Annotated in this window: 28 protein-coding genes and 2 pseudogenes; all 30 read right to left on the bottom strand. The window is 48.7% G+C overall.

What is annotated here, in order from left to right; all coding sequences use genetic code 11:
- Window positions 1-179: 179 nt before the first annotated feature.
- The gene (locus AC3EMD_RS20790) at window positions 180-1,340 is read right to left on the bottom strand and encodes a tyrosine-type recombinase/integrase (protein ID WP_302073737.1); all 1,161 of its coding nucleotides are present in this window, start codon (window positions 1,338-1,340) and stop codon (window positions 180-182) included.
- Between the two features lie 134 nt (window positions 1,341-1,474).
- Window positions 1,475-1,567: pseudogene (locus AC3EMD_RS20785) on the bottom strand (helix-turn-helix domain-containing protein); the annotation flags it as partial.
- Window positions 1,568-1,569: 2 nt separating this feature from the next.
- Entirely contained in the window at window positions 1,570-1,944 is a 375-nt protein-coding gene (locus AC3EMD_RS20780) for a hypothetical protein (RefSeq protein ID WP_302073736.1), read from the bottom strand.
- Between the two features lie 28 nt (window positions 1,945-1,972).
- Window positions 1,973-2,602: an Eac protein gene (locus AC3EMD_RS20775; protein WP_302073735.1), complete on the bottom strand. Its 630-nt coding sequence runs from the start codon at window positions 2,600-2,602 to the stop codon at window positions 1,973-1,975.
- A gap of 35 nt (window positions 2,603-2,637) precedes the next feature.
- Window positions 2,638-2,961 (bottom strand): hypothetical protein, encoded by a 324-nt coding sequence (locus AC3EMD_RS20770; RefSeq protein ID WP_302073734.1) that lies wholly within the window; start codon window positions 2,959-2,961, stop codon window positions 2,638-2,640.
- Window positions 2,962-2,975: 14 nt separating this feature from the next.
- On the bottom strand, window positions 2,976-3,155 hold the full coding sequence (locus AC3EMD_RS20765; RefSeq protein WP_302073733.1) for a hypothetical protein: 180 nt from the start codon (window positions 3,153-3,155) through the stop codon (window positions 2,976-2,978).
- Window positions 3,156-3,212: 57 nt separating this feature from the next.
- Window positions 3,213-3,470: a DNA polymerase III subunit theta gene (locus AC3EMD_RS20760; protein WP_302073732.1), complete on the bottom strand. Its 258-nt coding sequence runs from the start codon at window positions 3,468-3,470 to the stop codon at window positions 3,213-3,215.
- Between the two features lie 45 nt (window positions 3,471-3,515).
- A complete protein-coding gene (locus AC3EMD_RS20755) occupies window positions 3,516-3,746 on the bottom strand; it encodes a hypothetical protein (RefSeq protein ID WP_302073731.1) in 231 nt (76 codons plus the stop codon).
- Window positions 3,747-3,784: 38 nt separating this feature from the next.
- Window positions 3,785-4,090 (bottom strand): hypothetical protein, encoded by a 306-nt coding sequence (locus AC3EMD_RS20750; RefSeq protein WP_047718181.1) that lies wholly within the window; start codon window positions 4,088-4,090, stop codon window positions 3,785-3,787.
- Window positions 4,083-4,271 carry a hypothetical protein gene (locus AC3EMD_RS20745; RefSeq protein WP_302073730.1) on the bottom strand — a complete coding sequence of 63 codons (189 nt, stop codon included), beginning with the start codon at window positions 4,269-4,271 and terminating at the stop codon, window positions 4,083-4,085. The genes AC3EMD_RS20750 and AC3EMD_RS20745 overlap by 8 nt, the downstream gene beginning before the upstream one ends.
- Window positions 4,271-4,570: a hypothetical protein gene (locus tag AC3EMD_RS20740; RefSeq protein WP_302073729.1), complete on the bottom strand. Its 300-nt coding sequence runs from the start codon at window positions 4,568-4,570 to the stop codon at window positions 4,271-4,273. Before AC3EMD_RS20740 ends, AC3EMD_RS20745 begins: the two co-directional genes overlap by 1 nt.
- The gene (locus AC3EMD_RS20735) at window positions 4,567-5,343 is read right to left on the bottom strand and encodes a hypothetical protein (protein ID WP_302073728.1); all 777 of its coding nucleotides are present in this window, start codon (window positions 5,341-5,343) and stop codon (window positions 4,567-4,569) included. Before AC3EMD_RS20735 ends, AC3EMD_RS20740 begins: the two co-directional genes overlap by 4 nt.
- A 7-nt stretch (window positions 5,344-5,350) precedes the next feature.
- Window positions 5,351-5,626: a hypothetical protein gene (locus tag AC3EMD_RS20730; RefSeq protein WP_302073727.1), complete on the bottom strand. Its 276-nt coding sequence runs from the start codon at window positions 5,624-5,626 to the stop codon at window positions 5,351-5,353.
- Window positions 5,626-6,108: a hypothetical protein gene (locus AC3EMD_RS20725; RefSeq protein WP_302073726.1), complete on the bottom strand. Its 483-nt coding sequence runs from the start codon at window positions 6,106-6,108 to the stop codon at window positions 5,626-5,628. Before AC3EMD_RS20725 ends, AC3EMD_RS20730 begins: the two co-directional genes overlap by 1 nt.
- Window positions 6,105-7,160: a phosphoadenosine phosphosulfate reductase domain-containing protein gene (locus tag AC3EMD_RS20720; RefSeq protein WP_302073725.1), complete on the bottom strand. Its 1,056-nt coding sequence runs from the start codon at window positions 7,158-7,160 to the stop codon at window positions 6,105-6,107. Before AC3EMD_RS20720 ends, AC3EMD_RS20725 begins: the two co-directional genes overlap by 4 nt.
- A gap of 21 nt (window positions 7,161-7,181) precedes the next feature.
- Window positions 7,182-7,523, bottom strand: coding sequence for a hypothetical protein (locus AC3EMD_RS20715; protein ID WP_302073724.1), 342 nt, complete (start codon window positions 7,521-7,523; stop codon window positions 7,182-7,184).
- Window positions 7,524-7,703: 180 nt separating this feature from the next.
- Complete coding sequence (locus AC3EMD_RS20710; protein WP_302073723.1) at window positions 7,704-8,069, bottom strand: phage protein NinX family protein; 366 nt, start codon at window positions 8,067-8,069, stop codon at window positions 7,704-7,706.
- Window positions 8,066-8,389, bottom strand: coding sequence for a phage protein NinX family protein (locus AC3EMD_RS20705; protein ID WP_302073722.1), 324 nt, complete (start codon window positions 8,387-8,389; stop codon window positions 8,066-8,068). The genes AC3EMD_RS20710 and AC3EMD_RS20705 overlap by 4 nt, the downstream gene beginning before the upstream one ends.
- The gene (locus tag AC3EMD_RS20700) at window positions 8,389-8,565 is read right to left on the bottom strand and encodes a DUF2737 family protein (RefSeq protein WP_129678590.1); all 177 of its coding nucleotides are present in this window, start codon (window positions 8,563-8,565) and stop codon (window positions 8,389-8,391) included. Before AC3EMD_RS20700 ends, AC3EMD_RS20705 begins: the two co-directional genes overlap by 1 nt.
- Before the next feature lie 34 nt (window positions 8,566-8,599).
- Window positions 8,600-8,899, bottom strand: a complete 300-nt coding sequence (locus tag AC3EMD_RS20695; RefSeq protein ID WP_302073721.1) for a hypothetical protein — start codon at window positions 8,897-8,899, stop codon at window positions 8,600-8,602.
- The gene (locus AC3EMD_RS20690) at window positions 8,896-9,576 is read right to left on the bottom strand and encodes a lambda exonuclease family protein (RefSeq protein WP_129678594.1); all 681 of its coding nucleotides are present in this window, start codon (window positions 9,574-9,576) and stop codon (window positions 8,896-8,898) included. The genes AC3EMD_RS20695 and AC3EMD_RS20690 overlap by 4 nt, the downstream gene beginning before the upstream one ends.
- Complete coding sequence (locus AC3EMD_RS20685; protein WP_129678595.1) at window positions 9,573-10,487, bottom strand: recombinase RecT; 915 nt, start codon at window positions 10,485-10,487, stop codon at window positions 9,573-9,575. Before AC3EMD_RS20685 ends, AC3EMD_RS20690 begins: the two co-directional genes overlap by 4 nt.
- Window positions 10,484-10,792, bottom strand: coding sequence for a hypothetical protein (locus tag AC3EMD_RS20680; protein ID WP_129678596.1), 309 nt, complete (start codon window positions 10,790-10,792; stop codon window positions 10,484-10,486). The genes AC3EMD_RS20685 and AC3EMD_RS20680 overlap by 4 nt, the downstream gene beginning before the upstream one ends.
- A gap of 110 nt (window positions 10,793-10,902) precedes the next feature.
- Window positions 10,903-11,094, bottom strand: a pseudogene (locus tag AC3EMD_RS20675) (DUF551 domain-containing protein); the annotation flags it as partial.
- A 5-nt stretch (window positions 11,095-11,099) separates the two neighbouring features.
- The gene (gene kil, locus AC3EMD_RS20670; protein ID WP_072045230.1) at window positions 11,100-11,252 is read right to left on the bottom strand and encodes a host cell division inhibitory peptide Kil; all 153 of its coding nucleotides are present in this window, start codon (window positions 11,250-11,252) and stop codon (window positions 11,100-11,102) included.
- Window positions 11,231-11,356: a protease FtsH-inhibitory lysogeny factor CIII gene (locus AC3EMD_RS20665; protein WP_367187628.1), complete on the bottom strand. Its 126-nt coding sequence runs from the start codon at window positions 11,354-11,356 to the stop codon at window positions 11,231-11,233. Before AC3EMD_RS20665 ends, kil begins: the two co-directional genes overlap by 22 nt.
- A gap of 93 nt (window positions 11,357-11,449) precedes the next feature.
- Window positions 11,450-11,704: a hypothetical protein gene (locus AC3EMD_RS20660; protein WP_302073720.1), complete on the bottom strand. Its 255-nt coding sequence runs from the start codon at window positions 11,702-11,704 to the stop codon at window positions 11,450-11,452.
- A gap of 196 nt (window positions 11,705-11,900) precedes the next feature.
- Window positions 11,901-12,119 carry a hypothetical protein gene (locus AC3EMD_RS20655; RefSeq protein ID WP_302073719.1) on the bottom strand — a complete coding sequence of 73 codons (219 nt, stop codon included), beginning with the start codon at window positions 12,117-12,119 and terminating at the stop codon, window positions 11,901-11,903.
- A 179-nt stretch (window positions 12,120-12,298) separates the two neighbouring features.
- Complete coding sequence (locus AC3EMD_RS20650) at window positions 12,299-12,517, bottom strand: hypothetical protein (RefSeq protein WP_072045232.1); 219 nt, start codon at window positions 12,515-12,517, stop codon at window positions 12,299-12,301.
- A gap of 11 nt (window positions 12,518-12,528) precedes the next feature.
- Window positions 12,529-12,783: a transcriptional antitermination N peptide gene (locus AC3EMD_RS20645; protein ID WP_251357091.1), complete on the bottom strand. Its 255-nt coding sequence runs from the start codon at window positions 12,781-12,783 to the stop codon at window positions 12,529-12,531.
- Between the last annotated feature and the right edge of the window lie 10 nt (window positions 12,784-12,793).

Here is a 12,793-nt window from a genome sequence, read left to right as displayed (position 1 = left end):
TGACAGGAATGCACGATAAAGACAGGGATGTATTCAAACGACACGAAACGACACAAAACCGGATGCGAACGCGGAAAATATGTGTGATTACAGTGTGTTATTTAACGCTCTACTTTCTTCTAAGCCGTAGGTCACAGGTTCGAATCCTGTAGGGCGTGCCATTAATAATCAATCACTTATCAGCTTCCTCCAGCCACTGATTTTTCCTTGTGGGACATATTTGGGACATCTTCTGCAAAAATCGAGTCAATTTGACGTGCGTGCTCAGTTAAATGGTTAGGTGCCAGGTGAGCATATCGACGGACTATTTCGATGCTTTCCCAACCACCCATTTCCTGAAGTACAGAAAGTGGGACGCCTGACTGAATTAACCAGCTTGCCCAGGTGTGTCTCAGGTCATGGAAACGGAAATCTTCAATTCCTGCCCGTTTGCATGCCGAGTTCCACGCGCGGCCATCATCCACTCTCATCTTCCTGATATCAGGAGTTAACGACCCGTCAGGGCGGTGCCATGCTTTCGTATGGACGAACACCCATTTATGATGGTTCCCTATCTGATCGCGCAGAACCTTACAGGCAGTATCATTAAGCGCTACGCCAATAGCGCGGTTTGATTTGCTGTCCTCAGGGTTAACCCAGGCAACCCGACGCTGCATGTCGATTTGCTGCCATTCCAGATTGATGATGTTCGACCTTCTGAGGCCGGTCGCCAGCGCAAACTTAACGACCGACTTCAGCGGCTCCGAACATTCATCAATCAGCCTTTTCGCCTCTTCATGCTCAAGCCACCGAACGCGCTTATTTCTCACTGACGGTATCTTGATAACTGGCGCTTTCTCCAGCCACTTCCAGTCGCGCTCTGCTGCGCGCAGGATGGCCTTCATCAGCGCCAGGTGCTTAGCCTTGGTCGATGTTGTTACAGGCTTGGACTCAAATGGGGGCGCTTCCTTTCCCTTCCTTTTTGCAGCATCAACCCTCTGCTGCCATATCTCCTTTGCCTTCCTGTTCTGCATCCTGCTAACGACGGCATAAATTTTTGCCTCGGTAATATCCTTTAGCTTCACTCCTTCGAAATGCTCAAGCCAGAATCCCATCCGGCCTTTATCGGTGTCGAGCGATTTCTTGTCTGCTTTCTCTTCCAGCCAACGGAGGCATGCTTCTTCAAAAGTCACTTCAGGAAAGTCGCCGAGTCTGTCTACTCGCCAGAGCTCTGCCTTTCTTTTGTCGTGCAGCTCCTGAGCTTGCCGCTTGTCCGCTGTCCCAAGAGATTCCTTAATTCGCTTCCCGCCCGGGAGCGAGTACGAGGCGTACCATATTTCGCCTCTGCGGAAGATGGACATTTGCGTTCCTCTTTATGTGCATCGCCCGCGCTCACGGCGACAGTATGCAGCGGTGAGTTAAGCGCTGCAATGCATGCCTGGAGGGTTGTGAGGTAAGGGGACTTAGGTTTGGTGGGGTCTTTGCGCGTTGCCTGTAATCTTCCTGAGCGGATCCAGTTCGTTGCGGTAGGCCTGGATATCTTCAGGAAAGCACAGGCCTCATCGAGGGTGAGGCTGTGTGATTCCATGGTTACTCCGTCATTGATAACTGAATCTGCTTATCTACATCCAGTAGCAAAGAAGCAAATTTGCGCTCCATAAATACACGAAGCGCCTTCAGCGCCTTATCCTTGGTGCTGTATTGCTTGATAGGATTCTGAGAGGCGTGGTTGGGTTTACCCCCTTCAATTACCCATCCTTCCCCATGGTATATAATTGAAGACCATGATTTGTATACGCTCATGTTTCCTGCGTTGACTGACCAGCCATTTACATATGTACCAAAATCAGTTGGGGGGCTTACATCTTTGTCATCATCATAATCTGACCACCTTAGCGACCTGTTTATTTCCTGCATGCGCAACGCGTTCTCATATATCTCTTTTTCTTTTTTGTTCATTGCCATTATCTATCTCCGATAAAAATAAACCGCCTTATTCGGCGGTCTCTGCGGTTTCGCTGTTTACGATGTCGTAAAACTGGCCGTAGGTTAATTTCTGGAAGTTTGCGGGGATGGTAATCTCGCCATGCTTTTTGTCATTATTATTCGGAATGCCAAAAAGAAGCGCATCATCCCTGGCAGGGTGTTTACCTCCATACGTGGAGAGCATGGCAAATCCGAACCCTCGACCAGACTGACCGCCGATTCCAGTGCGCATAATTCCGTAGTGGTTAATGATGTAATCTTTCCATTGGGGGAATGTCTTTAATTTGCGGTTAGCGTCGCCCATAACGGCATCCAGTTCTTTGTTATATGCTCTTCCTTCTTTTGTGTTTCCCTTTCCGCGAGCAATAACAACGCGCTTCCCATCAAAGAAATCTTCCCGCTTTATGGTGACAAGGCAGGGGAACTGGAAGTTTTTATCCCATGCAAAACCCTGAATTAGCCCGCCGACACCACCCCAACAGTTGGTCAGTGTCCATGCTACAGCGCCAACAGACTCAGCCGCATTGGCAATGATTGAAGTTCTTTCTTCATTGATAGCGTTATATCCATCAATGAGGTTTTTCACATCTTCACCTTCGACCATGTAATAGTCGTAGTATTTACTTTGGTCTGACATTTCTCTCTCCAAATAAATAAATCGCCAGCAGGCAGTTATACGATTTTGAGGTGGGGAATTTCCCCGGCGATAATTTTATCGGCGAGTTCAAGGTACAGTGGCCCAATGCCGCCAAGGTCTATAGGAGCAGCGCCGGAAGCGATATGCAGTGCTTTCGCTAATTCGTCACGCTTCCTTGATTCTCGCTCTTTCTTTATATCGCTTAAAATATCTATGCAATCCATACAAACGTGCATTCCATCCTTGCAGGCGACCATTGCAAAGTCTCCATAATTACCACCACAGAGAGTGCAAAGGTCTTTTGGGTCTGGTATGAATTCTTGGAACTTGAGGGGAGTTAAATCTATATGATTTCCCATTGCCAATGCTCCAGTTAAAGTGATTGAATCATTTTTAAAATTACTGGCTTCACCGCTTCTCTTATTTCTTCGATGGTATATTCTGAGAATTGCTCATGCATCTGCTTCCATACCCCGTGAGCATTACGCTGAACCCTGCAAACACGCACAAGGTGCATTTGCATTTCCGCAGCAGTTTCTTCATCAACAATCATGATTTACTCCCAAATAAAAACCCGCACTCGGCGGGTTATGTTTATTCGATGCTTGGTTTACTTCTTCGCGTTCTGCTCTGCCATCTCAATGTAGCGCGGGTCAGTTGCTTTAGGTAGCTCAACGCTTCTTTCCCTGTAGTAGCGGACGCGCTCCATAAAATACTCGCGCAGATGTTCAGGCTGCTCTCTGGCAACCACTTCGGCGACGACAGGCATGTTCAGGCGCTCTTTGTAGGCGACGCCGGACGCTGCCAGGTCGACGTTGACCTTGTCCTGCTCGTCTTTCGATTTGGCTGCAATGTTCCACTGTGACATAAAAATCCCCTCTGCTGTGGAGGGGATTATATACCACTATCATCTTTATTTCGGTATAAAGCGATGCTTGGTCAGCCTGGCTCCCATCTCGTGTTCCTGCCGCAGGGTTTCTTTGAACTCGTCAAAGCGTCTTTTGCTTTCGACATCAAATGAAAGCACCACTTTCGTGGGATCGACACACTCAGGCTCCATTCCATTCCTGAATATCACGAAGCTTGCTCCGTACAGCTCAGCAAGTTTCTCAGCCTGCTGCTGCCACTCTGGTTTATTTTCCATTCGTTATCTCCTGCGCGGCTTTGCGTTCTGCTGGGGATTTAGGCATCAAACCACCCCTCATATTCCGACTCGATGACGCGATGAGATAAAATTTCCATGCGCCTGTCCCGCCTGTCCGATGTCGGATCTGCATCAATTTCTGCGGCCTTCTCCGCTAGAAACGCTACTGCCTTGAGGTATTCTTCTTCCCTGAAATTGCCGTAGCAGATGCCGTCAGAGCAGACACGCCACACCGTTCTGCGTGGCTCTTCTTCTTTTCTGGCTATAAGGTCGCCCACGAACTCACGAAGAGAGCGTAATCTGTCAAGGTCGAAGGTCCTGATTTCATCGCGTACGTTACTCACCTTTCACCTCTACGCATTGAATATTATCTACGCTTGGCGAAACGTCGCCCCAGGACCTCTTATCATCTGCAACTTTCATCGCCTTAATGGCTGCTTTGCACTGCTCCATACTCTGCATGGGAACCACCTGCATATTCGATGATTGGCTGCTGATGACGAAAATCAGGAAGAAGTACGGCATCAATTCACCTCCTGAGGGACGGCTGGCAAATCCATCCACTTGATAACTCCGGTAATGGTGCCATCTGAAGCCCTCCATTCCCCTGATTCGCAATCATAGCAGGCTGTTCGAATATCCCCGTAGCTGGTAATGACAAGATATTTGCCATTCACCTCAGGATGGAAATCGCTCAGCGCATTCCACACTAACGGGCCGTTACCGCTATAAATCTCCAGCAGCTCCCTGGCCATCTGGTAGGCGATATGCCTGCGGCCAAAGTCCCTTGTCACTTCTTTAAGTCGATCGATGGCAATCGTCATTTTCCCTCCTGCAGGGCGGCTGGCAGCGTATCGTGTCCAAGTCCTTTATCAGTGAATGAAATCACCACTTTTGTCGGATCTGCACATTGAGGAGCCTCTCCGTGCCTGAACAAAACGAAACTCATGCCGTGCATTTCTGCCAGTTTTTCAGCCTCGACTTGCCAGTTATCCGAAGTTGCCGGAGAATTGCCGCCTTGCGCCGGAGAGACGCTGTTTTGCGCCGGGCAGCAATATGATTGCGCCGGAGAGTTGCCAGGATGCACCGGACAAGGCCAGCGCAGAGAGCCGTCGCCGCTGGGGCAGGTGCAAACAGGGGAAGCTTGCAGCATGGCGGCGCGGCAGGCATTAAAACCGCGAGCCCATGCCTCATCAACTTCAGTAACGTCATACTTGACAAGTGCTGGGCAATATTCGGCGGTAACTTCATCCAGCACTACCGGCGCTGGCTGCGAGGCCACTCTGAGCGCCTTGATATGCACACGCCCACCAAAGTAGTGCCAGTCCACCTTACAGCCCGTTGCTGCAGTGATGTTTTGGCAAATAACCTCTGCCGTTTCTTTCGGGATTGCTACAAGGCACACGCTAACCCCCTTCTCGTATACCTCTGGGTCGCAATCAGCAATCGCTGTCTCGCTGCCCATTGCGGCCAGCGCTATGAGGGCCAACTTCTCGGCCTCTTCTGCTGGCAGCATTACGTTGCTTCCGGCGCCGTAAGTTTCACGCCATGATTTAATTTTTTCCAGGCGCCCTCTGGTTATGGTTGGTTTGGTCATGGTTGCCTCACCACAGGTATTGCAAACAGGTTGCTTTGAATGCCCCGCGAACGCCTTCACGCGACTCGTAGTAGTAGGTTGAATAACCATCACGCGGAACGGCCTTCATCCACTTATTGGCGCAGAATTCAGCCTTTTCAAAGCGTTCGCGGTCATCGGCGTCTATCTCACCCTGGCGAATAGCCTCTTCGATGAGTTCCTCCTTGCTGACCTCGCCGCGCCCCATCAAGGTTACGCAGTCATCGCTTTTGAGTAATTGCACAGCAAATTTCACAGTTTCCATCACTCAGCCTCCACCTTGATGCCAGCTGCTGACGAGAACACCTCAAAGGCAGCCCGCCAGGCATCTTCGCAATATGCAATTGTCATGGTTCCGGCCGTCGCAGGAAGTTTACTGTTTGACCATTTCGCGAATCCGTATGCCTGGCCATCTTCATCATCCGGCAGCTTCACGGTGCGGGACTCCAGCTCGGCGATGCGATTAGCCTGCCAGTCAACGAAGTCTGCAAGCCCAACACCTTTTTCGCGCAAACCGTAGTCATCCCGAAGCATGTCGTATACATCTGCTTTGGTCTGCGCCTTCTCCAGCTCCTCTACCAGCGCGAGAACGCTGACAGGGTTAGCAAGACTAATCAGATTTATCTTTGACTTATGAACGGTACAAATCTGATGGCCTGCCTCAAACCATTCACTGTCGTAATTTTTAATAACGCGCACTGCTGCCGCTTTCAGGCTCTGCGCCAGTTCGGTGATATCAGTTGTCATGCTGCTCGCTCCTGTTCTGCAAATAGGTCAAGCTGTCCGTTATCAACAATGAAAGCCTCGCAACTTTCTGTGCAGGATCCTGATTCATACCCGCCGCTGCTGCGCACTGTTTTTGCGATATCATCACGTTCGTAACCAGCGTACATTGCCTCGACGCCATCAAGTGACTGCCCCTCTCGGTACATAATTTTGTTTTCCTGCTGACTGCGCTCGACAACCCGGACGTCAGGAGAGGAAATTACTGCGCGGAACTGGGCCAGCATTTCCGGTTCATCGCGCATAGCAAGGGCCACTTTGTTCAAACCCTTTTTGATACAGAAAACGCAGTTACCAAGATGCTCAGGAATCTGCAGGTCAAACGGCTGCTGCTTCCACCAGTTCAGTACGTCCTCTTTCTCGAACTCGGTAATTTCCGCCATAAAGCTCTGCTTTGATTTCCTGATGTCGATTACTCGCTGAGCTATCCTTCCTGCGGTTGCGGTGTCCAACAAAAATCTAGGCTCCAGCATCTCTACCATTTGCTCGCAGGTATCAATGGCTGCAAGTTCCCGATACAGGCTACCCATGGTGTAAGTATCGAAATTCATTCGGCGCATCAGGTGGAAAAGCTTTTCTCCCCAGATGCGAGCTGGTTCATCAAGGCGCATACCCAGCCATGACTGGTGATTGTCGAAGTTGTCTTTGCAGAAGTGATTGCAGACTTCGATTTTCATTGTTCTGGTGCAGAACGCGCCGCCAAAATATGGAGTGCCGTATTTTTTTGTGATGTCTATCCATGGCTGCAGGTCAGGACCGATGTCATCAATGCTGATAATTTTGTAGCCGTTACCTTTTCCAAGCTCAGGGTTAACATCTACACGCAGACATATCAGGTCGATACCCCAGTTACTCACCACCTCTCGAATAAATTTGTATGTCCCTGGGTGCTCAGCGCCGGTATCCATGAATACGTAGCGAACATCCTCACCGGCTCTGCGGCGCTGCTCCATCAGGTGGACAAGGTAGGCCGACGTTCTGCCGCCAGAAAAGCTGACTACATGCGTAATACTCATATCACTGCGCATTGTCTAACCTCAAGCCGCCTGCTCAACAGACGGCATATATGATTTATACAGACTGCAAACCACTCCGGCCTCAATTAACCTCTCATGCAGACATTCATCACTTACACATGCAAACAGAACATTGCCTGAACTTAAATTCAGCTCATCAGGCATGACGATATCCCATGCGAGCATATATAATTCGCCAATCCACTGGCGGTCTTGTTTGTTTCGTTTGTCGGCTAAGACGATGATGTCGTGACCAGCAGAATAAAGAGAGCGGAGTAAGTCGACGTTGCAGATAATTTGATTGCCTGAATTGTCTCTGAGGGCATCCAGGCTGAAGACGATAAACTTATCGAGTCTTCCCATATCACCTCTTAGTGCATAGTTTTATGCATCACTGGATGTTCAGTTGTGGCCCATTGAAGCTCTTTCTCCGGGTGAGATGATGGATTGCCATCATCCCATTGAATGAAGTAGTAGGGCGGTGAGCCGTCTTGCTGTTCGAATATGTTCATCACATATCCGCGAATGTCACCGGATACGTGTTTAACTATCGCGTTCTGAGGGAATTTTGGCATTTTTGGACTCCTGCATTTTCAGGAATGTTATCATTGCAGCTCGGAGTGGGTTGTTATTAAAGTGATATGACTCATTGGGGTAAAAAGCTTCTGCTCCCCAATGGCCTCTACCATCATTTTCGCTCATTGCGTAAATGCTTATTTTATTTGCGGTGATTATCGGCCATGCATCTTCTGGGTTATTACATGGGTTAAAAACATGCCAATTTGCACCATCACCCCAATGCACCGCCATGTCAGTATACGGGAGTCTTGATATGCAGTCGTAGTCGACGACAATCTCTGCAACGCGTAAATTAATCTCAAAATCACTCATCTTGCTGTAATCGGTCATTTATCCCCCTGCATCATTAAAAACACGACCATTGCCGCTCTGAGAGGATTGCAGGCAACATGAAAATGAGACTCACCCCATTCATTTTCAGCTTTCCAGTCGCCTTCGTATCTGTTACGTAGTGAGATGCGATTAGCTTCGATAATAGGGAAAGCGTCTGCTGGGTTGTTGCAGAAATCATACCAAATGTAATCTACGCCATTTGACCGGCCAACTGATCTGCCGTCTGCATTGTGTGGATAGCCGAGTGGTTTTACAAAAGTAGAGGCTAAAAGCACTCTCTTGTTAATTTCAAAATCTGATAGTTTGCTGTAATCCATCACACCATCCTCTCTTTCTTCTTGCTCTTCAAAATAGCGTCCAGATACTTGTTATCGTTCACGCTTGGAAAGCTATTCCGCCCGGCCAGTTCTTCCTTCGTTGGCACCTTGTCCATTCTGTGGCGAATTGATAAATCATCAGGGAATATTGTGGGGTCGTAGTTTCTTCCGATCATGATGTTTCTCCGGTAGAGAATAGGGTGGTGTGATTTACTGGCCGGCTGTTGGTGAAAGTCCTAACTGATAACGCTTAGACCTGACGGAATAAATGCTTCGGGAAGTTGATTTGGCTATCTCTTCCGCAGTCGAGGACTTAAAGAGAGAAAGTTCTTGCGCAGTCCATGGCTTAATTTTCATGTGATAGGTGAGCCTGACTCCCATCCTTGAGGCTTTTCCCCATATTGCCGGAATCGTTCTTTCGAGCTTCTCGGCGATCAATTCGGCAGGCATGGTGGCGGATACTTCGCGCAGGAAATCCTCTTCCCACGACTCCCAGGGAATGCATTTCATTTCCACTGCTCTCCGAAAGTGAATCCTATTTCCTCCAGAGCTTCATCCATCTTGCTGATGAACTCCGGCACCTGCTCGTCGAACTCATCCATGTATTTCTTCTCGCGCTCAACGATAACGTAATGAAGCCCTTCACGTTTCATGCGGGGGTCGTAATTGGCAAAGAACCAGGCCTCCTTGCCTGTCACCCACATGCTGTATTGTACCTGTGCCATGTATGCCGCTTTGATAGCGTCAAAGCCTCCCAGGCGAAACTTCATGAAGTCCCGAGAGGTGAATGGGCACTTAAGCTCTAATCCAAAACCGTTGCTGCACAGCCCGTCTGGTGAGCAGGCCGTGCGAAGGGTTTCATCGCGGAACAGAATGGGGGATTCGATAACGTCTACGCAGGATGTAAACTTAAATAATGCCCGAGCGTCATCTTCATATTGCTTTCCCCATGCCAAAGACTTTGCGTTTACCTCAGGGGCTACGCCAGTGCACACCTCTGCAAGTAATGTGTGGAAATAGGATATTTTCATATCAGGCCATTTCGTGCCTGAGCGTGGTTTGGCGATGACGTTGTGAACCTCTGAGGCGGTGATGACTCCGAGCCTTAACTTTACCCAGTCCTCATCACCTTGCTCTACAGTGGTAACATCAATACCGGTTCTCGCCAGTATGATTTCTGGTGTCATGCTGCCGCCTTATTTTTCAGAAAACTGAGAGCTTTAACGGCCTCTTCCTGCGTCAGTTCTGACGATTCACGAATTTCACGGCGGAAAATTTGTGAGCACAGGGGGAGTAGGTTGTCATCCCACGTCTTATTCATTGAGATAAGGGCATCGTTTATCTCTTTGATAATTTGCATGTCAGCAGGGGTAATATCCCGCTCAGGCTGGCGCTGCGCTGCAAAGTTAATACCTTCTTCACCTTCGGTATTTACGTGGTCTATCGCGGCATCCAGGCGTGTCCGGCGCGGCCAGTATTTGGCGGCCTGCTTAACGACCGTTTTGAGTATCATCTGCTCTTCATCGGTAACCCATGGGCACTTCTTGCTGTTATCCGATTTGAATTTTTTCCATGCTTCTGAGCGGTCGCGGATTGAGTAGATTGCGTCAATCCTCATGGTGTGTGTTAAGTAATCACCATCATCGGTTTTTACTGTGACGTATGCGCCGACAATATCCCCTCGCTGCTCTGCGGTATCGAAATCGTTGTAGATATGAACCGGCGGCTTATCGAGACCCTCACGACGGAACTGATCGTTTTTGCGAACGATCGACGACTGGCACCACTTAATAGCCCCAGACTGCTGCGCAATATGCATCAGCCCCATGTAGCTGATGTCTAAGCAGACACCACCCTTTCTTGGAACCAGATAAGCCAGCTTCTGTGCAGGGTTAAGCGACACTCCGATGGCTGCGACGTTAACGATGGCGTTCTGCGTTGATACAGGGTTTGCCATAGCAATTTTCAGGAGATAGTCATTGTTCTGAAAACACTGAATGGCAAACTGGCTTTCCTTAGCCCATGTCACGCTCTGGTCAGTCAAAGCGCCGCAGAATAGCGGCTCCTGCTGTTTGACGAACTCTACGATGTTGCTCATGCTGCATCCTCAAACGAATGGCGACGGATGAATGACGCCATAGCGCGCTCGACCACTACACGAGGCCGGAATAAGTCCCACATCGCTGTGCCGGCATAGTCCTGGTAATCACAGTCCTCTTCACTAAGCCATTCAGCTGCGGCCTTTGTGTGCTCGTCTGGTCTGTGGTCTTCAAGCAGGTTAAAAAGCGGCTGCGCTGATGCACACAGCCGCTCAACCTCTTTGTCTATCTCCTGATAATCCGCATCGGTAAACCCGGCGATAATCTGCTTAATTTCGTTTTTATCATTCATGCTCAGGCGCATCGTCTCTCTCCTGTTCATTGTCATGCTCGGATAACATGCCTTGCATGAGGCGAACGAAGTCTTCGTCAGGCATAGAGCTGACGGGGATATGATTGGTCATGGTGGTTTGGTTATTCGGTTGGTGGGTTTGGTAGTGGCATCCAGTGGGTTACGTCGTCAATTGGCTCATCATCGTCATATGCCAGTGCGTCAATATAGAACCCTTTTCGACGAGAATATGAAATTCCGGACATTACAATCCCATCAAAAAAAACAATGATGTCACCTGTCTCCTCAGGCATCCGCTCACTACATTTAATCCACTCCATCACTTCCTCCTGAACCACGGATAACCAATTGCCGCCTTCATGTCGTCATACGCTGACATCCATAAGGCACCATCACCGATATAACGAGCTATTGCTGCTTTGCTCTGTGCCACCTGCAGCAGGTACTGGTCTATTGGCTTAATGTTTGACATAAGTCCTCCATTACCTTTCTGGCGGCTTTAATTAACTGGCGAACCTTACGTTCAAGTTCAGATTCAGGGTTGTAATAGGCGGCCAGGATGCAGCCGCCAGACATCGTAAGCATCATGGCGTTTCCTTAGTTAGTTAAATGCATGTCTACTGAATACTTGATTTAAATATTCACTGATTTGCAGTGGTGAAGCCGCACTCAGGCGGCATCATCCTTACTGTTTTCGTGGCGTTCGATAATTTCTTCGCTGTATCCACTTTCATTTAAATAAGCGATTACTTCATCGTTGCTCATATCGCCGAAGACAGCATCTAAAATCGTCTCCCTGAACTTTTTAAGCTCATCACCAACTGATACGTCAAAGTTAATTGTCGTCCCATCTTCGCGAATTCTTACTTCTCTCCATGAGCCATCACCAAAAAGACCGCCTTTTCTGATATCAATTTCCATCATTTCCTCCAGTTAAAAAAATTGCCGCCACGAATGACGGCAAATGACACAGGTTGATACTGGGCAATATCACGCTGTTAACTCAGCGAATTAACAGCAGGCTATTACCATGGGATGGTTAGCATGAGATATGCTATGGTGCCGTATATGAGGCACATAAACGTTAGGGCGATGCTGAGAGAGCGAATGCCGTTTCTGCTCATTGTGAATCTCGCGCTTTCAGCATTGCATCGGCAATGAAATACGCATCATCTGCCAAATCTTTATACTGAGGCGAATTAGGTCCGCCACCAAGTGAATGCCCATCGTACCTGCGAACAATCGCAGCCATTGCCTTTATGGCAATATAATCCCTTATAGTTAAACCTTCATATCCCTGACTTGGAAACGCAGGTCCACCATTATTTTCTCTGCTCATACAACCCCCTGCATAGTAAACACATAAGCACAAACAGCGGCTAATATAACTATCGCTGCCAGCTCGATTTTGAACGAGCGCCATGCTCGCTTGTCACAGTCGCGAATCATTGGATGCTCCTGAGGTAATAAAAAAAGGCTGCACTATGCAACCTTTTTATCTTTTTATTCATTTACGCATTACTGTGATTCATCGTCTTCAGATTCATCAGTTTCTGATTCCTCATCCAGTTGATCAAACCAGGAAATATACTGCTCAGCCATCTCCCTTAAATCTCTTGCTGCGCCCGATTCCCCAGCTGAAAGTTGGTTAATATTTTCAGCAGTGCCAATAATTTCAAGGCAGCGAGAGAAATCTTCCGCTGTATTCCTGAATAAGCAGTAACTCATTGTTGCCATCTTTCACCCCATTAACGAGCTGTAACCTGTTTAGATTTGCGATGCCCTGCAGCGAAGAGGGCGACTTCTGGAAGGCACATGCTTCCAGTTGATTCCGGTTCCTGCTTGTCACGGAGACTGCACAGGGAAGTTGCGCGGTCTACTCGTGATTTGCACTCAGCTTTGTGCGCTTCGTTCTGAGCAGCTTCTGCCCGACGCTTAGCCATCAGCTCACCACGTTTCAGATAACGCCGTGTGACGCTGTTTGATGCGATTAAATTGGTCATATGTCCTCCG

Source organism: Klebsiella sp. PK18, assembly GCF_057784655.1.
Note: the sequence above shows the minus strand (reverse complement) of the source record. Positions and strands in the feature narration are given on the sequence as shown.